Source organism: Kitasatospora sp. NPDC023118 (assembly GCF_055560875.1).
This window is the reverse complement of the sequence record NZ_JBVHHW010000046.1, coordinates 21,544-39,096: the sequence shown is the minus strand read 5'-3', so window position 1 is coordinate 39,096 and position 17,553 is coordinate 21,544. Positions and strand designations below refer to the sequence as shown.

Below are 17,553 nucleotides of genomic sequence, written 5' to 3'. Positions count from 1 at the left end.
CGCGGGTCTACTCGGTGACTTCTCGATCAATCACCCGGAAGGTACGCCCTCCACGCGCCCCCAGGAGCTGATCCACAAGTCCTGAGCATTGCTCAGAGGGAGTTGGTGCGAACCAGAGCAATTCGGGTGCATCTCTGATGCATACTCGATGCACCAGGAGCTCTGACCTGGACCAATGCATCGGCAGAGCGAAGGGGCAACAGGCATGACGGCCACCAGGCCACAGCTGGCACGACAGCGAAAGGCCCTGGGCTACAGTCAGGAGAGGTTCGCCGAAGCGCTCGGCGTCGACCGCTCGACGGTCGCCCGTTGGGAGCGTGGCGAGACCGAGCCGCAGCCACACCTCCGGCCCAGGCTCGCCCGGCTCTTGAAGGTCACCACCGCGGAGCTCGAGGCCTTACTCCGGCCGCGGCCGCACGATAGTGATCCGGTAGTGGCCCTTCCGGAGGCAGGGGGCATCATCTCAACCGACTTTCCGGCTTCCTGGATCTACTTAGATGCGGATCAAGTTGACGAAATGAACCGTCGTGAGTTCCTTCAAATGCTGAGCATCACCGGTACGTTGGTCACGCTGCCGCCCCTTAGCTTGGGGCAGACCGTGGAACTGGCCGGCGGTCCGTCCGCAGCCGATTCGGGCGTGCACGGCCAGGTGAACGCGCACCTGTGGCAGAGCTTCTCGTTCGCCCGCGCCAAGTCGACGGTCTACCCGATGGTTCGAGAACAGCTCAGCGCGCTCATCGAGGCTTTCGAACAGACCCAGAACGAGGCTGGACACAAGCAGCTCTGCGTCCACTCCGCAGATCTCTTCCAGCTTGCCGGTGAGATCTTCTTCGACAGCAACCGCTACACCGATGCCTCGCACTGCTACACCCTGGCCGCCAGTGCCGCTCGCGAGGCCGGCGCCTATGATCTCTGGGCCTGCGCCCTGACCCGGCATGCCTTCATCACTCTCTACGAGCGACGGTTCGCCAAGGCAATCCCCATGCTGCACGCCGCTTCAGAGGTGGCCAAGCACGGGAATCGGGAACTCTCGACGCGCCATTGGGTGGCCGCTGTTCAAGCCGAGGCGTTCGCCGGCCTGGGAGACCTCGACTCGTGTAACCGGGCTCTGGAATTCGCCGGACAGGTCCACTCACTGAGCGGGCGGGTTCACAACGGCGGTTGGCTACGGTTCGACGGCTCCCGGCTGGCCGAGGAGCGAGGCACCTGCTATATCCGGCTCGGCAGACCTGATCTCGCGGAGCAGTCCCTCACCGAGGCGTTGAACCAGACTCTCTCCGTCCGGCGTCGGGGGAGCGTTCTCACCGATCTCGCAATACTCGGGATCCAGCGAAGGGACAGTGATCACCTACTGTGCTATGCCGGTGAAGCCTTGACACTCGCCCAGCAGAGCGGATCAGGGTATGTCTGCCGCAAGCTGCGGGAGCTTCAGGGGCAGCTGGAACCGCTCAAGGCCGACCGACGCATCGCTGCGCTGAGCAGCCAGATCGCAAGTCTGCCCGCGATCCCATCCTGAACAGACGACGAGAGGACTGAGCATGGAGAACGAGGACGGCCGGATCTTCCGCGAGGCATGGATCGCCGGGGTCAAGAGGCATTTCCCCGGCGAGCCGAAGCCGGGCTACATCACTCCTTGGGAAGAGACTCCGGGCTGGGAACGCCAGTCGGCTGCCGCCGTGTTCGGCCAGGTTCGAGACTTCGTCGCTGTGAGTGGCGGCACGACCGCCAAGCTCACCCGGGAGCAGAAGGGACGCTTCGTCGCCCTGTGCTGGATCGCCCAGATCCACAAGCACATTCCGGACCCGAAGCCGAGCTACGTTGCTGACTGGGATGCCCTACCGGACTGGCAGAAGGAGACGGACTCCGACATCTTCGAGCACATCGAGCGGACGATCTGAACTTCCGCTCGTTGGGCCCCGTGTGAGGGCCCGACGAGCGGCTCCCTCCCGCACCCGCACAGCGGTGACAGCCGCGTGACAGCCGCGTGACAGCGCACCCGGCCGCGCGACAGGGGGCTGACAGCCGGGGCGGACAACCTGGGGGCATGACAGGAATCGCCACCGCCCCGAACACGCGGGGAACCGCCGGGAACGCCGTCGAGGTGCACGGCATCGTCAAGCACTACGGCGCCACCAAGGCCCTCGACGGGGTCGACCTCACCGTCCGCGAGGGCACCGTCCTCGCCCTGCTCGGCCCCAACGGCGCGGGCAAGACCACGCTGGTGCGCGTTCTCTCCACGCTGATCAAGCCGGACGCCGGCACCGCGTACGTCGGCGGCTACGACGTCCTGCGCCAGCCCAAGCAGCTGCGCCGCACCATCGGCCTGACCGGCCAGTACGCCTCGGTGGACGAGCTCCTCTCCGGCTACGAGAACCTCTACCTGATCGGCCGGCTGCTCGACCTCTCCGCCCGCGAGGCGAAGGCCCGGGCCGCCGAGCTGCTGGAGCGCTTCTCGCTCACCGAGGCCGCCAAGCGGCCCGCCAAGACCTACTCCGGCGGCATGCGCCGCCGCCTCGACCTGGCCGCCAGCATGATCGGCCGCCCCCGGGTGCTCTACCTGGACGAGCCCACCACCGGCCTGGACCCGCGCACCCGCAACGAGGTCTGGGACGAGGTGCAGCGGATGGTCGCCGAGGGCAGCACCGTCCTGCTGACCACCCAGTACATGGAGGAGGCGGAGCAGCTCGCGAGCGAGCTGACCGTCATCGACCGCGGCCGGGTGATCGCCAACGGCGGTGTCGCCGAGCTCAAGGCCAAGGTCGGCGGACAGATCCTCCAGGTCCGTCCGGCGCACCCGGCCGAACTGCCGGAGATGGTCCGCTGCCTGCACGAGCACGGCATCACCACCGCCACCGTCTCCCCCGACGACGGCCTGCTCGCGGTGCCGATCGCCGGCGAGGAGCAGCTGACCGCCGTCATCGCGGTGCTCGGCACCCGGGGCTTCGCGATCGCCGGCATCGACACCAAGGTGCCCAGCCTGGACGAGGTCTTCCTCGCCATCACCGGCAAGCCCACCGCCGACACGGCCACCACCGCCACCACCGCCGCCGCCCTCGTCAAGGAGCCCGTCGCATGACCACCGCCACGCTCGCCCCCGCCCGGGCCGCGGACAGCCGGGCCGACGACGGCCGGATCGGCCTGGCCGCCAACCTGCGCCACATCGGCGCCCTGACCCGGCGCAACCTGATGCGGATCAAGGCCGACCCGGAGTCGATGTTCGACGCCGTGCTGATGCCGATCGTCTTCACCGTGCTGTTCGTCTACGTCTTCGGCGGCGCCATCTTCGCCGGGGACCAGGACCAGTACAAGCAGTTCATGATCCCCGGTCTGCTCGGGCAGACCGGCATGACCCTGGCGCTGGCCGTCGGCACCGGCCTGAACAGCGACTTCCAGACCGGGGTGATGGACCGTTTCCGCACCCTGCCGATCGGCCGGGCTTCCGTGCTGCTCTCCAAGATCGTGGCCGAGACCCTGCGGGCCCTGCTCTCCTCCGCGATCCTGCTGACCTTCGCGTTCATCCTCGGCTTCGAGCTGAAGACCGGCGTGCCGGAACTGCTGGCCGCGGTCGGTCTGTCGCTGGTGTTCGGCATGTCGATCGTCTGGATCTCGATGCTGCTGGGCATGTCGATGAAGAGCGCCCAGGCCGTGCAGGGCGTCTCCATGCTGGTCCTGATGCCGATGCAGTTCGGCAGCTCGATCTTCGCGCCGACCGACACCATGCCGGGCTGGCTGCAGTCCTTCACCAAGGTCAACCCGCTGTCCGCGCTGGCCGACGCCTCCCGAGCCCTGCTCAACGGCCAAGGGGCGGTGGCCCACCCGGTGATGATCGTGCTGGTCTGGTCCGCCGCCGCCACCGCGGTCTTCGCCCCGCTCGCCGTGGCCCGCTTCCGCAAGCGGACCTGAGCACGACCACCGTCGGCCGACCCGGAAGCGGGCCGGCGGACGGGGCGGCCGGCCGCCCGGGACAGGCGCCGGCCGACGGACGGGCCCGTCGGGCCGGTGGCCAGGGGACGGACACCGGCCGACGGGCCCATGACCCGAAAGAGACCGAGCACGACCCGGGCCAGCCGACCAGGCCCCGGCCAGCCGATACGGCCCCCGAGCTAGCCGATCAACTCCTTAAGCAGCTCCTGGACTTGGTCCTGCGTCATGGCCTCACCCCGGGCATGGGCCTCCTCGTACCCGGCGTCGCCCAGCAGGACCCGCAGGGCGGCGGCGGACCGCTCCCGGTCGGCGCGGTCCAGGTAGCCGCCCTTCGGGCCGTTCAGCACGTTGTGCGCGCCCTGCAGCACGGCCGCGAGCCGGGCCCGCGACAGGTCCCCGTCGCGCTCGGCGAAGGCACGCAGCACCCCGGCCACGGCCGGCACCACCATGACCGTCATCTGCTCGACGAATCCGGAGGACGACATGGCCGACCGCAGCATCCCCCGGCCCTCGCGGATCAGTTCGAGCCCCCGGTCCGGATCGCCGGCCCGGGCCGTGATCCAGCCGCGGGAGGCGCTGAGCAGCCCGGAGACGACGCCCGGCGCGAAGAAGCCCACCCTGGTCACGTCGAGGGAGTCCAGTTCGGCCAGCGCCCGCGCGTAGTCACCGCGGTGGGCGTGCACCCCGCAGAGCGTCAGGTGCCCTAACAGCCACGCGCCGGCATCGGTCTGCCGCATGCCCGGCGCGTCGACGGAGGCCAGCGCCTCCCGCACGATCCGTTCCCCGCGTTCCATGTCCCGTTCGAGCAGCGCGTTGCCGAGGTTCACCCGCAGCATCGGCACCTCGTGCGGCGCCCCCAGTTCCTCGGCGAGCTCGATCGCACGCTCGTACGCGGCGACGGCGGCGTCCACCTCGCCCCGGTTGGCCAGCGACTCTCCCCGCGCCGCCAGCGCCTGGGAGATCCCCCAGAGGTTGCCGGCCTGCCGGTACAGCTCCAGGGAACGCTCGCCGTCCAGGAGGCCCTGCTCCTCACCTCCCGGCCAGTCGTTCATCATCTTGGCCCGGAGCTGCAGGATGAACGCCAGGTCGTTCGCGTCGCCGTGGCGCTCGCAGCCCTCCACGGCGTCGTCCAGCAGGCTCTTCATCAGGTCCAGGCGACCGGCCAGGAAGGCCCCGAACACCCGCATCAGCGCCGGGAAACGGTAGGCCTGAGGAAGCTCCCGGGTGTAGACGTCCAGCAGGTGCCGGGCGACCGTGACCACCTCCTGGTCGCCGATCACCTCCAGGTTGCCGTCGAACAGCCCGACCAGCCGGTGCAGCGCGAGCAGCCGGCGGGCCTCCTCGACCACGCCCTCGGGCATCGGCACGCCGTACGCGAGGACGTTCCGCTCCACCGGCACCGGCGGCGGGGTGCCCGGGGCGAACGGGTCCGGGCCGAGCGCGCCGACCGCGTCGTACCAGCCCCGGGCCTCCAGGCTGTAGCCGCGCAGCGACCAGTACCAGCTCATGCCGAGCGTGAGGGCCAGCGCCTGTTCCTCGTCCCGCCGGTCCACCGCGCGGCGCAGCGCGGCCCGGATGTTGTCCTGCTCCCGCTCCAGGACGGCCAGCCAGTGCAGCTGTTGCGGTCCGTGGATGTGCTGGTCGGCCGCGGCGACCAGTTCACGGAAGTGCGCCAGGTGGCGGCCCTCGGTCGCCTCCGCCTCCGCCTCGGCGGCTTCGGCGAGCCGCTCCTGCGCGTACTCGTTGATGGTCTCCAGCATCCGGTAGCGCGGCAGCCCCCCGCCACCGAGGTCCGCCACCAGCAGGGACTTGTCCACCAGGGAGAGCAGCAGATCGGCGACCTCCTCGCCGGACACCTCCAGGCCGTCGGCGCAGATCGCCTCGGCGTCCTCCAGCCGCCAGCCGCCGGCGAACACCGACAGGCGCCGCAGGACGGCCCGTTCCCGCTTGCCCAGCAGGTCCCAGCTCCAGTCGACCACCGCGCGCAGGGTCTGTTGGCGCGGCAGCAGGGTGCGGCTGCCGGCGGTGAGCAGCGCGAAGCGGCCGTCCAGGCGGTCGGCTATCTGGCGGGCCGTCATCACCCGCAGCCGGGCGGCGGCCAGTTCGATGGCCAGCGGCAGGCCGTCCAGGCGGCGGCAGATCTCGGCGCAGGCCTCCGGCTCGCTGCTCGGGTCGTAGCCGGGGCGCGCGGCGGCGGCGCGCTCGGCGAACAGCCGCAGCGCCACGGGCGCGGGCAGCGGCTCGACCGGCAGCACGCTCTCGCCGGGCACGCCGAGCGGTTCGCGGCTGGTGGCGAGCACGGTGAGTCCGGGGCACTCCACGAGCAGGGTGGCGGCGAGGTCGGCGGCGGCCTGGATCAGGTGCTCGCAGTTGTCGAGGACGAGCAGCATCCGGCGGTGGGCGCAGTGCTCGACCAGTCGGCGCACCGGGTCCTCGGCGCGCTTCTCGATCACGTCGGTGACGAGGCTGCCGCTGTGGAGGACGATCTCGCGCAGGCCGAGCGCGGAGACCACGGCGGCGGGGACGGCCTCCGGGCTCTCCAGCGGGGCGAGTTCGGCCACCCAGACGCCCTCCGGCCAGCGCCCGGCGGCGAGTTCGGCGCGGCCGGCCTCGACCGCGAGACTGGTCTTGCCGGATCCGCCGGGGCCGGTCAGGGTGACCAGCCGGCCGACCGTCAGGAGTTCGCGCAGGGCGGCGAGGTCGCTCTCGCGGCCGACGAAGCTGGTCAGCCGTCCGCGCAGGTTGCCCGCGGCGCGCGGGACGCCGGGCGTGGGCGCGGGTGCGGGCGACGCGGGTACGGGCGGCGCGGGTACGGGCGGCGCGGGCGCCGTCGGAGCCCCGGCCGGCGTCAGCGTGGAAGCCGGAGCCGGCTCCGGCTCCAGCTCCGGCTCCGGCTCCGCAGAGGCAAGCAACTCGGCGTGCATGGACTGGAGTTGACGCCCGGGGTCGACGCCGAGCTCCTCCGCCAGGGCGCGCCTGGTCCGCTCGTAGTGGCGCAGTGCCTCGGCGGTGCGGCCGCTCTCGTGCAGCGCCCGGACCATCAGCAGTTGCAGCGGTTCGTCCAGCGGCTGCCGTTCGCACAGCTCGGCGAGTTCGGCGACCAGCTCGGCGGCCCGGCCGAGGCCGAGGTCGGCGGTGATCCGGTGGCGGAGGGCCTCCTCGCGCTGGGCCTCCAGCCGGGCGGCCGGGCCGGTGCGGTCGGGCAGGTCCGCGAGGGCCGGGCCACGCCACAGTGCGAGGGCGGCGCGCAGCCGCTCGGCGGCGAGCGCGTGGTCGCCGGCGTCCAGGGCGCGCCGGCCCTCACCGCTCAGCCGCTGGAAGTCGGCGAGGTCGGTGGCCGGCTCGGTCAGCCAGTACCCGGCGGGGCCGGAGCCGACCCGCTCCCGGCCGATGGTGCGGCGCAGCCGGCCGACCAGGGTCTGCAGCGCGGCGGAGGAGTCCTGCGGGGGCTCGGCGTCCCACACCTCGTCCACCAGCAGGTCGGCCGGGACCGGCCGGCCCGGGCGCAGCGCCAGCGCGGTGAGCAGGGCCCGCAGCCGGGCGCCGCCGAGCGGGACCGGAGTGCCGTCGTCGTGGTGGGCCGTCGTGGTCCCGAGGATGCCGTAGTGCACCGGTCCATTCTGGTCGATGGGCGGTGGCGGGGCGCACAATTGTGCTGGCCCCCGCGGCCGGCCCGGACGGCGGCGGAACCGGGGGCGAGCCCTCGGACGTTCACCCGGCACGGCTTGTCCGGCCACCGGCCCGCCCGGCATGATCGGTCCCTGCCGGTATCCCCCTTCCCTCTGCCCACGGAGCACCCCCACCATGACCTTCGCCGCCACGCCGCGATCCCGCAGCGAGGACCGCCGGATCAGCCCGGTGTTCTGGGTGCTCCTCGCCACCCTCGGCACCTCCGCCTGGGCGGTGTACGCCGGCTACGGCAACGCCCGGTTCGGGGTGTTCCTGTTCGTGGTGTCGGGATGGATGGTGTCGCTCTGCCTGCACGAGTACGCCCACGCGCGCACCGCGCTGCACGGCGGCGACATCACCGTCGGCGCCAAGGGCTACCTCACGCTCAACCCGCTGAAGTACACCAACGTGCTGCTCAGCTTCGTGCTGCCGATCGTCTTCGTGATCCTCGGCGGCATCGGCCTGCCCGGCGGCTCGGTGTGGATCGAGCGGCACCGGATCCAGGGCCGGCTCAAGCACAGCCTGATCTCGGCCGCCGGGCCGCTGGTGAACCTGGTGTTCGCGGCGGCGCTGCTGATCCCGGTCGGCGCCGGCTGGCTGGACGGCTCGGACCTGCACGCCTCGTACTACGGCTACGAGCTCACCGTCTCGCCCTTCGCCTGCGCCCTCGGCTTCCTCGGCCTGCTGCAGCTCAGCGCGGCCCTGCTGAACCTGCTGCCGGTGCCCGGTCTGGACGGCTACGGGATCGTCGAGCCCTGGCTCTCGGCCAAGACCCGGCGCGCGGTCGAGCCGTTCGCGCCGTACGGCATGCTCGCGGTGTTCGCGCTGCTGTGGCAGCCCGAGGTGAACTCGTTCTTCTTCGGCATCGTCCACGACCTGATGAGCCTGTTCGGTGTGGACACCGACTACGCGACGGTCGGGCGGTACCTGTTCAGCTTCTGGAAGAACTAGGCGTGCTCGGCCGCCGTCGCGGCCTCGGCCAGCTTCGCCTTGCGGCGGTTCAGCCACAGCACGTTGCTGGCCACACCGGCCAGCGGGAGCCAGATCAGCCCGATCCAGAAGCCCGCGATCACCGAGACCACGGCGGCCGCCAGCGCGAGGACGGTGACGATCAGGGCGATGAGGGACGTGCGAGGCATGACGCGGGGCTCCTAGGCGCGGGTACGGACGGCCGGGTTGCGACCGCCACCCATTGTCGCCGACCTCACCTCCGAAGACCGTCCAGGGGTGAGGCCGACACGACGTCCGTCGATCACACGTCGGTGACCCGCAGGCCCGCGTGGGCCTTGTAGCGGCGGTTGACCGAGATCAGGTTGGCCACCAGCGCCTCCACCTGGTGGGCGTTGCGCAGCCGGCCCGCGAAGATGCCCCGCATGCCGGGGATCAGGTCCGCCAGCGCCCGCACCACGTCGGTGGCGGCCCGGTCGTCGCCGAGCACCATGACGTCGGTGTCGATCCGCTCCACCGACTCGTCCTGCAGCAGCACCGCCGAGAGGTGGTGGAAGGCGGCGGTGACCCGGGAGTCCGGCAGCAGCGCGGCGGCCTGCTGGGCGGCGCTGCCCTCCTCCGGCTTCAGCGCGTACGCGCCCTGCTTGTCGAAGCCGAGCGGGTTGACGCAGTCCACGACGATCTTTCCGGCCAGCTCCGCGCGCAGCGCGGTCAGGGTGGCGGCGTGGCCGTCCCACGGGACGGCCACGATCACCACGTCGCTCTCCCGGGCGACGGTGGCGTTGTCGGCGCCGCGCACGCCCAGGCCCAGCTCGGCGGCCGAGGCCCCGGCCCGGGCGGCGTCGCGAGAGCCGATGATCACCTGCTGGCCGGCCTTGGCCAGCCGCAGGGCCAGTCCCCGCCCCTGGTCGCCGGTGCCGCCGAGGACGCCGACCACCAGCTGTGAGACATCCGGCGCGTCGTGGGCCGGGTTTGTCGCTGAATCGAGGGAAGTCATGGGCCGATCCTGCCAAATCCCCGGCCGGGCGCGACATCCTGGCCCGCATGGACGTGGTGAGAGTTTCAGCACTCCGGGAGCGGCTGGCGGGCACCGGCTGGCTGGAGGCGGCCGGCGGCTTCGCCGGCTCGCTGCGACGTTCGGTGGAGCGGCGCGGGGCGGGCGAGTTGCTGCTGGTCGGCACCGAGGCGTACGAGCCCTGGCACCTGGCCGCCCACCTGGAGGACGAGGCCGCCCGGTCGGCCGTCCCTCGGCTGGCGCCCACCCTGCTGCGGCACCGCCCGCCCCCCGCCGCCCCGGCCCACCTCGCGCACGGCCTGCGCCGGCTCACCGAGGCCCGGCGCGGCGCCACCGTCCTGGTGGTGGCCCCCGCGGCGGCCGGCGCCCCGCTGCTGGAACGGGTGCAGGACGCCCGTCGGCGCGGCGCGACCGTCCTCGCACTGGACGGCGCCGCCCCCGGCACACCGGGCGGCCTCGGCGGCATCGCCCATGAGCGACTGGCCGTCGGCACCGCCGCCGAGGAGCCCTTCGACCTCGCCCAGCACCTGGTCACCGCCGCCGCCGGGCAGCCGGCCGGCCGCCGCTCCGCCCTGGACCGGCTGGCCGAACTCGCCGGGCGGCTGACCTCGGCGCCCTCGCTCAGCCGCTGGTGAAAAACCCGTTGCTGGGGCCGAAGCAGCCGTCCGAGGATGGTGGTTCGTGGACGACGACGAACCATCGCATACCGGTCGGCCGCGCGCGCTGCTGCGCGCGCTGACGCCCGACCTGTCCCCGTGGCGCGCCTCGCGCGACTTCCGCTACCTGTGGACCTCCGGCTGCGTCACCAGCTTCGGCAGCTTCCTGACGTACGTCGCCGTGCCGATGCAGATCAAGGAGCTCACCGACTCCTCCCTCGCGGTCGGCCTGATCGGCGCCATCGAACTCGTCCCGCTGATCGTCTTCGGCCTCTGGGGCGGCGCGCTCGCCGACGCCCTGGACCGGCGCAAGCTGGTGCTGCGCTCGGAGGCCGCGCTCGGTCTGCTCGCCGGTCTGCTGCTGTTCAACGCCCTGCTGCCGCACCCGGTGCTCTGGCCGATCTACCTGGTCGCCGCGCTGGTCGCGGCCTGCGACGGCCTGCAGCGCCCGGCACTGGACTCGCTGCTGCCGCGGATCGTCGCGCACCAGCACCTGACCGCCGCGTTCGCCCTCAAGTCCCTTTACCGCAACGTCGCTTCGGTGGCCGGGCCGGCGCTGGCCGGCATCGTGGTGGCCTTCTCCGGGGTGCAGACCGCGTACGCGCTGGACGTGCTCACCTTCGCCGTCTCGCTGCTGCTGCTCCTGCGGATCAAGGCGGTGCCGCCGCGCACCGGCGCCGAGCGCCCGTCCGTACGGGCGGTGCTCACCGGGGTGCGGTACGCGTGGAGCCGCAAGGACCTGCTGGGCACCTACGCGATCGACACCTGCGCCATGCTGTTCGCCTTCCCGGTGGCCGTCTTCCCGTTCCTGGCCTCGGAGTTGGGCGCGAACTGGGCGCTCGGCCCGATGTACGCGGCCTCCGCCGTCGGCGGCCTGCTGGTCGGCGCGACCAGCGGCTGGACGTCCCGGGTCCACCGGCACGGGCGGCTGCTGGTGGCCGCCGCGGCCGGCTGGGGCGCGGCCATGGCGCTGGCAGGGCTGTCCGGGAACATCTGGGTGGTACTGCTCGGGCTGGCGCTGGCCGGCGGCGCCGACGAGATCAGCGGGATCGCCCGCTCGACGATGTGGAACCAGTCCATTCCGGACGCGGTCCGCGGCCGGATGGCCGGCGTCGAACTGCTCAGCTACTCCGCCGGCCCCCAGCTCGGCCAGGTCCGGGCCGGCACCATGGCCGGGCTGATCGGAGTGCGCGCCGCCGTCTGGACCGGCGGCCTGGCCTGCGTGGTCGCCGTGCTCGCGGTCGCCGCCGCGCTGCCGAGGCTGCTCGCGTACGACGACCGCACCGACCCGCACACCGCGGCGGTCCGGGCCGAGCACGAACGGGCCGACCGCGAGGCGGCCGCCGCGGCGTGATGCTACTCGGCCTCGTCGTTCGGCTTGTCGCTCCAGCGCGGGTCGTTCTGCCACTCCCGGTTGCGCTCGTCCGCGGTCTGCAGCGCGTGGGCGGCCTCCTCGGGGGTGGCGTACGGCCCGAGGCGGTCCTTGGCCGGGCACTCCGGGCCCTCCTCGACCTTGCCGTGCTTGATGCAGTAGAACCACTCGCCGGGCTGACCGGTCGGCTTGCGGTGGAATCCCAGGGGCATGACGCTCTCCCGTTCAGACGGATGGGTCGGTACCGATCATTCCCCGGCCCGGGCGACTGCGCACACCACCCGGGAACGGCGGGGCCCGACGGCTAGACTCGCCGCCATGGCTCTCGTACCCGGCATCCAGTCCCCCACCCGCAAGGTCCCGGCGCACATCACGCGTCCCGAGTACGTCGGGCGGCCCGCCCCGACGCCGTACACCGGGCCCGAGGTGCAGACCGCCGAGACGATCGAGAAGATGCGGATCGCGGGCGGGATCGCGGCCCGGGCGATGGAGGAGGCGGCCAAGCTGATCGCCCCCGGCGTCACCACCGACGCGCTGGACGTCGTGGCCCACGAGTACATGTGCGACCACGGCGCCTACCCGTCCGACCTCGGCTACCGGGGCTTCCCGAAGTCGATCTGCACCTCGATCAACGAGGTGATCTGCCACGGCATCCCGGACTCGACCGTGTTGCAGGACGGCGACATCGTCAACATCGACGCCACCGCGTACATCCACGGGGTGCACGGCGACCTCAACGCCACCTACCTGGTCGGCGACGTGGACGAGGAGTCCCGGCTGCTGGTCGAGCGCACCCGGGAGTCCCTCAACCGGGCGATCAAGGCGGTCAAGCCGGGCCGTCAGATCAACGTCATCGGACGGGTGATCGAGTCCTACGCCAAGCGCTTCGACTACGGCGTGGTGCGGGACTTCACCGGACACGGCATCAACACGTCGTTCCACTCCGGCCTGATCATCCCGCACTACGACAGCGAGCGGGCCACCGAGGTGATCAAGCCGGGCATGACCTTCACCATCGAGCCGATGCTGACCTTGGGAACGTACGACTACGAGATCTGGGCGGACGGCTGGACGGTCGTCACCAAGGACCGCAAGCGCACCGCCCAGTTCGAGCACACCCTGGTGGTCACGGCGGACGGCGCGGAGATCCTCACCCTGCCGTGATCCCGGGCGAGTCACCGCTCAGCCGATGAGCCACTGCTCCTCGGCCACCGCGCCCACCTCGGTGCAGGCGTCGGTGAGCACGTCCAGGACGCGCAGCGGGTCCGGCAGCGGCTGCTCGGGCCCGCGCAGCCACCGCACCTGGGAGCCGTCCGGCAGCGCGGCCGGCGGGAGCAGGGTGTACGAGCCGCGGCAGTGCCAGCGCAGGCCGGGGTGCTCGGACATGGTGTCGGGGGTGGAGTCGAGCGCGCTCGGCCACCACTCGTCCTCGTCCTGCGGGGTGCCCCGGGTGGCCGTGAAGAACAGGTAGCGGTCCTCGCCGACGGCGGCGACCGGCCCCTCGACGCCCAGCGCGGTCAGCCGCTCCAGCGCCAGCCGACCGGCCTCGGCCGGGACGTCCAGCACGTCGTGGACCCGGCCGGTGGCGGTGATGAAGTTGGCCTGCGGGTCGCGGGAGAGCCAGCGGGACAGCTGTTCGGCATCGGTGGTCGCCTGGGTCTGCCAGGCGAAGGAGACCGGGTGCTGGGCCGGGGCCGGGCAGGCCACCCGGTCACAGGAACATCGGTAGCCGGCCGGATGGGCAGCGGGTGCGAGCGGGAATCCGGCGCGCACCGCGCCGAGCAGCTGATCCAGTCCGGTGGACGGGTCCTCGCCCCCCGGGCGGGCCCGCTGTCGATCACGCCTCTGCCACCAGGTCGTCCACCTGCCGCCGGCTTCCATCGGGCCCCTTCCGCGCACTGCTGTGCCTGGTGCGACACAGCGTTCGACGTACCACTCCGACGCAACGCACAGCGCCCCCCGCTGCTTCCCAGGTAGGTGCTCGGCCCTGCTGTCCGCGCCCTGCCGGCCGCGGCCCGGGGTCACCGGACGGCCGACGCCCGGGTCACGGTACGGAGTCGCGGCAGCACGCTGTCCGCGCCGGTTTCGACCGGAGGGCACGCCGACCCGCGCCTCGCCCGGCCCGTACGGGCCCGCTGACCCGGGTGAACCCCGAGGGCGTACAGGAAAGGATAGGGGTGCGCGGGGCCTCCGAATGACCGGGGGCGGTGCCTCTCCGGTCACACTCCGGGCACCCGGCCCTCACCGGACCTCCGTCTCGGGGTGCCCGGGCCATGCCCTGGGCGTGGCCACCACGTGGAGGTGAGACCCTGGAGGGGTGAAGAGCGCGGACACCGAATTCGTCGGCGGCCCCCTGGACGGGAAGATCCTCCCGATCCCGCTGGGGCCGATGCTCGGCGTGCCGAAGAAGTACAAGGTCCCGGTCCCCGCGCACGGCGAGACTCCCGCGCGCACACTGGTGTACGTCCGGAGCAAGCAGGTTCGGGGTCTGAGCTGGTTCTGGCGCTACGAGTACGACGAGGCGGCCACCGCCAAGGCCTCCGGCTGACGGGCTGCCCGTTCCGCTCCCCTCATCGCCTCCCCAGGAGCGTCGGCATGGCCAGGACGGTACGACACCCCGTACGACACCACCGGAACCGCTCGCAGGCGGCCGCCCACCACAACCGGCAGGTCGCCGGGATCACCGGGGTGCTGCTGCTGGCGGTGTCCCTCTACACCGCGACGATCGGCCCCGACGGCTGGCTCTGGTTCGGCTGGGCGGTGCTGCTGCTCGCCTGTGTGGCCCTGTTCGTGGTCCGGCCCTGAGCTTCCAGGGGCCGGAGCGCAGCGGCACCGCCCGACGCGCCCGTCCCCCCCGTGCCGGTCAGTCATCCTCGGCGAGGATCAGGTACAGCTTCTTGCGGGCCTCGGTCAGCACCGCCAGGCCCTTGACGCGCTGCGCCTCGGTGCCCGTCCGCATGACCTGGTTGATGGCCTGGTCGACCGTGGCGAGCGCCTGGCCCACCTCCTGGATCGCCTCCCAGTCGGCCTCCCGGCCGGCCTCCGCCCACGGCTCCGCCGGCCCGGCCTCGGCCTCGGCCCGGCCCGCCTCGGTGAGCGAGACCAGCCGCTTGCCGCCGATCTCCTCGGCGGTGATCAGGCCCTCCTCCTCCAGCAGCTGGAGGTTCGGGTAGATCGAGCCCGGGCTGGGCCGCCAGGCCCCGCCGGTCCGCTCGGTGATCTCCGCGATCATCTCGTAGCCGTGCATCGGCCGTTCCTTGAGCAGGGCCAGCAGCGACGCGCGGACGTCCCCGCGCCGGGCCCGGCCGCCGCGCCGCCCGTGCGGGCCGCCGCGCCGGGCGCCGTGGCCGCCGAAGCCGTGCCCGAACGGGCCGCCGCGCTGCGGGCCGAACCCGCCGAAGGCCTCCCGCCCCTCGAAGCCCTCCCCGGGCATCCCCCGAAACTCCGGGCCCGGCCCGCGACGCCTTCCGCCGCCGCGCGGGCCCTCACCACGAAATCGCATTCCTGAGCGCATGGCGCCCACCTCCTTGGTCACCGAAACAGTCGAGTTACTGTCTCGATAGTTCGACGATATATCGGCAACTATCGCTCGTCAACGGATAACGACACAGCAGCCCCAGCCGACGACACGGCCGCCGCCCCACAGGGCGCGCGGGCCCGTCGGCGGCTACGGTGACGGGCATGGCCGGTGAACGAGACCTTGCGACCCTGCTGCGCGGGATGCGACCGCAGCTCCACCCGGGGCGGTACGTCTACTGCACCCTCCCCGCGAAGGTGCCCGCAGGGATGCGGCCGGTGGTGACCGTCGCCGAGCCGGAAGGGGTGACGATGGTCGTCGCCCAGGAGGAGGCCGACGCGCTCGGGCTGCGCTACGAGTACGTCGCGGCCTGGATCACCCTGCAGATCCACTCGGCGCTGGAGGCCGTCGGACTGACCGCCGCCGTGGCCGGACGGCTCGCCGAGGAGGGCATCAGCTGCAACGTCGTGGCCGGCTTCCACCACGACCACCTGTTCGTCGCCGCCGACGACGCCGACCGCGCCGTCCGCGCCCTGGAGGAGCTCTCCGCCCGCTCCGCCTGACGGTCCCGCCGGGTGGCCGCCGCCGACCGGCCCTTCGACACTGGAAACAGCCGCCCCGCCAGGGCCGGCCCCCACCGGAAGGAGACGGCCGCCATGGCCATCTGCGTCACCTGCGGCAACGACTACTGGCTCGCCTTCGAGATCAAGACGGTCACCGGCGACACCTACACCTTCGACAGCTTCGAGTGCGCGATGGAGAAGCTCGCCCCCCGCTGCGAACACTGCACCGTCCGCATCGTCGGCCACGGCGTCGAAGTGGCCGGCATGTTCTTCTGCTGCGCCAACTGCGCCCGCGTCAACGGCGGCCTCGGCGAACAGATCCGCGACGCCGTCGGCTCCCACCCCGGCTGAACCCCGCCCCACGACGCACGAAGGCCCTCCGGCCCGCGCGGGAAGCGCGGGCCGGAGGGCCTTCGGACGTTCAGGGGCGGAAGAGTCGGCCTGTACGCCGGGAACAGTCTCATCACGAGCAGCGACCTGCGGAAACGTCGTTCCCGGCGGTCCGATCGCCACGTGATCGCCACACCTTCGGCGACCGCCACTCACTTGGCCTCTTCAGCGTCACCCTCGAACTGCAGCGGGGACCTGGACGTTTGCGGTCTCATCAAAGAAGACGGCTTCGAGCGCCTTCCGGTTTTGCGCTGCGGCGCCAAGGCAGGGTGAGACCCGACTGTTCTGCTCGGACGGAGGCAACCTGCAACTTCTCCAGCGGCTCCTCGGCCGTCGTGAGGCTCTCGTCAGACGGTGGTGGTGCAGACGAATCCGAGGTCGGCCAGGCCCTCGCTCTGGCACAGCCGGTCGGATGCGCCCCCGGCAGCTGTCTGCAAGAGCTGGTAGTCGGCGCCGTGCGCCTTGCCCCAGTGCATCGCCGCGCGCCACAGGAGCCGCCCGAGGCCGAGGCTGCGGTATTCCGGCAGAACACCGAAGTACTGCGGGAGGAGTCGTCGCCTGCCGATGGGATCGGCCATGGTCTCCATGGGGCCGATTGCGCCTACTACGCGCTCGTCCTGGACAGCGACCAGCACGGGGCCGATGCTGTCGATCCGGGAGTGCAGGAACACGAAGCCCTCGCCGGCCAGCTTTTCGGCGAACTCGGGGAAGGTGGTCCGGATGGCTTCGGGCTGTTGGCCGAGGGCCTCGATTCCCTCAACGGCAGGTGCGTCCTGGTCGAAGGTACGGAGCTGTACACGGGTAGAGGCGGCCACTGGGTCGGCGGCGTCCTGGAACCACACCACACGGGCTTTGGATGCGTCGCGCCCGGCGGCGAGCTTGGCGGCCAACTCCTCGGCCTCCTGCCGGTGCTCGCGGGCGCCGTAGAGATGGACGCGCAGAATGCCGCGACCGGTGATGGTGGGGATCAGGGTGCGGGCCTGGTCCTGAACGACGGCGTCCACCAGGACATGCTCGTCCTTGTGGGCGGACCACCGCCGGTCCTTGTCGTGTGGCAGGAATTCTCCGGTGCCAGCGACGGCGAACACGTCGGCCAGAAGCTCAGCGGAAACAGCTTCGGGGTGGAGCGGCCCGAGCGTCGGAAAATACGGGACGCACATCACGGGGCGCAGCAAGTCCCAGCGCAGATCCATACCCGCACCCTACTCGCCGGCCCCGCACGGCTCAGGCCCCGACGCGGAGAGCGCCGGGGCCTGAGCGTTACTGATCAGGTGCGATCAGCGGGCGGTTCAGTGGGTGGTTCAGTGGGGGTTGTCGTCGCCCGCGTTGCACGAACACTTCACGCTGTCCATGACCTCGTCCAGGTCGCCGACGGCGATGATCTCGGTGACGGGCTGGGGCGGGGCCGCGATCGGCCGCGTGAGGTACGGCAGGCGCTGGGCCGGGCCGTCGTCCGGGAGCGGACGCCTCGGGGAGAGTTCGACAGCTACAGCGGTCAT

The 17,553-nt window shown here is 72.0% G+C and carries 20 protein-coding genes; 12 read left to right on the top strand and 8 right to left on the bottom strand.

Annotation, left to right across the window (positions count from 1 at the left end):
- The first annotated feature begins 205 nt into the window (after window positions 1-205).
- From ACZ3UD_RS35205 to ACZ3UD_RS35190, 4 genes are all read left to right on the top strand, one after another.
- Entirely contained in the window at window positions 206-1,516 is a 1,311-nt protein-coding gene (locus ACZ3UD_RS35205) for a helix-turn-helix domain-containing protein (RefSeq protein ID WP_465597327.1), read from the top strand.
- Between the two features lie 22 nt (window positions 1,517-1,538).
- Window positions 1,539-1,898: a hypothetical protein gene (locus ACZ3UD_RS35200; protein ID WP_465597324.1), complete on the top strand. Its 360-nt coding sequence runs from the start codon at window positions 1,539-1,541 to the stop codon at window positions 1,896-1,898.
- A 146-nt stretch (window positions 1,899-2,044) separates the two neighbouring features.
- Window positions 2,045-3,076, top strand: coding sequence for an ATP-binding cassette domain-containing protein (locus ACZ3UD_RS35195; protein WP_465597321.1), 1,032 nt, complete (start codon window positions 2,045-2,047; stop codon window positions 3,074-3,076).
- Window positions 3,073-3,903, top strand: a complete 831-nt coding sequence (locus ACZ3UD_RS35190) for an ABC transporter permease (RefSeq protein ID WP_465597318.1) — start codon at window positions 3,073-3,075, stop codon at window positions 3,901-3,903. The genes ACZ3UD_RS35195 and ACZ3UD_RS35190 overlap by 4 nt, the downstream gene beginning before the upstream one ends.
- A gap of 200 nt (window positions 3,904-4,103) precedes the next feature.
- On the opposite strand, the gene ACZ3UD_RS35185 is transcribed toward ACZ3UD_RS35190, so the two are convergent.
- Complete coding sequence (locus tag ACZ3UD_RS35185) at window positions 4,104-7,535, bottom strand: AfsR/SARP family transcriptional regulator (protein WP_465597315.1); 3,432 nt, start codon at window positions 7,533-7,535, stop codon at window positions 4,104-4,106.
- A 193-nt stretch (window positions 7,536-7,728) separates the two neighbouring features.
- Here ACZ3UD_RS35185 and ACZ3UD_RS35180 point away from each other — a divergent pair, with 193 nt between their 5' ends.
- On the top strand, window positions 7,729-8,544 hold the full coding sequence (locus ACZ3UD_RS35180; RefSeq protein WP_465597312.1) for a site-2 protease family protein: 816 nt from the start codon (window positions 7,729-7,731) through the stop codon (window positions 8,542-8,544).
- On the opposite strand, the gene ACZ3UD_RS35175 is transcribed toward ACZ3UD_RS35180, so the two are convergent.
- Both ACZ3UD_RS35175 and npdG read right to left on the bottom strand, forming a co-directional pair.
- Window positions 8,541-8,732, bottom strand: coding sequence for a hypothetical protein (locus tag ACZ3UD_RS35175; RefSeq protein WP_465597309.1), 192 nt, complete (start codon window positions 8,730-8,732; stop codon window positions 8,541-8,543). The genes ACZ3UD_RS35180 and ACZ3UD_RS35175 overlap by 4 nt on opposite strands.
- A gap of 113 nt (window positions 8,733-8,845) precedes the next feature.
- A complete protein-coding gene (gene npdG / locus ACZ3UD_RS35170) occupies window positions 8,846-9,538 on the bottom strand; it encodes an NADPH-dependent F420 reductase (RefSeq protein ID WP_465597306.1) in 693 nt (230 codons plus the stop codon).
- A gap of 47 nt (window positions 9,539-9,585) precedes the next feature.
- Here npdG and ACZ3UD_RS35165 point away from each other — a divergent pair, with 47 nt between their 5' ends.
- Complete coding sequence (locus ACZ3UD_RS35165) at window positions 9,586-10,191, top strand: hypothetical protein (protein WP_465597303.1); 606 nt, start codon at window positions 9,586-9,588, stop codon at window positions 10,189-10,191.
- 46 nt (window positions 10,192-10,237) lie between these two features.
- The gene (locus ACZ3UD_RS35160; RefSeq protein ID WP_465597300.1) at window positions 10,238-11,566 is read left to right on the top strand and encodes an MFS transporter; all 1,329 of its coding nucleotides are present in this window, start codon (window positions 10,238-10,240) and stop codon (window positions 11,564-11,566) included.
- 2 nt (window positions 11,567-11,568) lie between these two features.
- On the opposite strand, the gene ACZ3UD_RS35155 is transcribed toward ACZ3UD_RS35160, so the two are convergent.
- A complete protein-coding gene (locus ACZ3UD_RS35155; RefSeq protein ID WP_465597297.1) occupies window positions 11,569-11,796 on the bottom strand; it encodes a hypothetical protein in 228 nt (75 codons plus the stop codon).
- Between the two features lie 106 nt (window positions 11,797-11,902).
- Here ACZ3UD_RS35155 and map point away from each other — a divergent pair, with 106 nt between their 5' ends.
- On the top strand, window positions 11,903-12,748 hold the full coding sequence (gene map / locus ACZ3UD_RS35150; protein WP_465597294.1) for a type I methionyl aminopeptidase: 846 nt from the start codon (window positions 11,903-11,905) through the stop codon (window positions 12,746-12,748).
- An 18-nt stretch (window positions 12,749-12,766) separates the two neighbouring features.
- Here the strand turns inward: map and ACZ3UD_RS35145 are convergent, their stop codons facing one another.
- Complete coding sequence (locus tag ACZ3UD_RS35145; protein ID WP_465597291.1) at window positions 12,767-13,465, bottom strand: bifunctional DNA primase/polymerase; 699 nt, start codon at window positions 13,463-13,465, stop codon at window positions 12,767-12,769.
- Between the two features lie 436 nt (window positions 13,466-13,901).
- Between ACZ3UD_RS35145 and ACZ3UD_RS35140 the strand changes: the two genes are divergently transcribed.
- Both ACZ3UD_RS35140 and ACZ3UD_RS35135 read left to right on the top strand, forming a co-directional pair.
- The gene (locus ACZ3UD_RS35140; protein ID WP_380609242.1) at window positions 13,902-14,132 is read left to right on the top strand and encodes a hypothetical protein; all 231 of its coding nucleotides are present in this window, start codon (window positions 13,902-13,904) and stop codon (window positions 14,130-14,132) included.
- A gap of 47 nt (window positions 14,133-14,179) precedes the next feature.
- Window positions 14,180-14,389 carry a hypothetical protein gene (locus tag ACZ3UD_RS35135; protein ID WP_465597288.1) on the top strand — a complete coding sequence of 70 codons (210 nt, stop codon included), beginning with the start codon at window positions 14,180-14,182 and terminating at the stop codon, window positions 14,387-14,389.
- A gap of 58 nt (window positions 14,390-14,447) precedes the next feature.
- On the opposite strand, the gene ACZ3UD_RS35130 is transcribed toward ACZ3UD_RS35135, so the two are convergent.
- Window positions 14,448-15,098: a PadR family transcriptional regulator gene (locus tag ACZ3UD_RS35130; RefSeq protein WP_465597285.1), complete on the bottom strand. Its 651-nt coding sequence runs from the start codon at window positions 15,096-15,098 to the stop codon at window positions 14,448-14,450.
- Between the two features lie 167 nt (window positions 15,099-15,265).
- Between ACZ3UD_RS35130 and ACZ3UD_RS35125 the strand changes: the two genes are divergently transcribed.
- Window positions 15,266-15,664, top strand: a complete 399-nt coding sequence (locus tag ACZ3UD_RS35125) for an ACT domain-containing protein (protein WP_465597282.1) — start codon at window positions 15,266-15,268, stop codon at window positions 15,662-15,664.
- A 93-nt stretch (window positions 15,665-15,757) separates the two neighbouring features.
- Entirely contained in the window at window positions 15,758-16,015 is a 258-nt protein-coding gene (locus tag ACZ3UD_RS35120; RefSeq protein WP_393038708.1) for a Prokaryotic metallothionein, read from the top strand.
- A 386-nt stretch (window positions 16,016-16,401) separates the two neighbouring features.
- Here ACZ3UD_RS35120 and ACZ3UD_RS35115 read toward each other — a convergent pair whose 3' ends face one another.
- Both ACZ3UD_RS35115 and ACZ3UD_RS35110 read right to left on the bottom strand, forming a co-directional pair.
- A complete protein-coding gene (locus ACZ3UD_RS35115; RefSeq protein ID WP_465597279.1) occupies window positions 16,402-17,247 on the bottom strand; it encodes a GNAT family N-acetyltransferase in 846 nt (281 codons plus the stop codon).
- Window positions 17,248-17,355: 108 nt separating this feature from the next.
- Window positions 17,356-17,553, bottom strand: a complete 198-nt coding sequence (locus ACZ3UD_RS35110; protein WP_465597276.1) for a hypothetical protein — start codon at window positions 17,551-17,553, stop codon at window positions 17,356-17,358.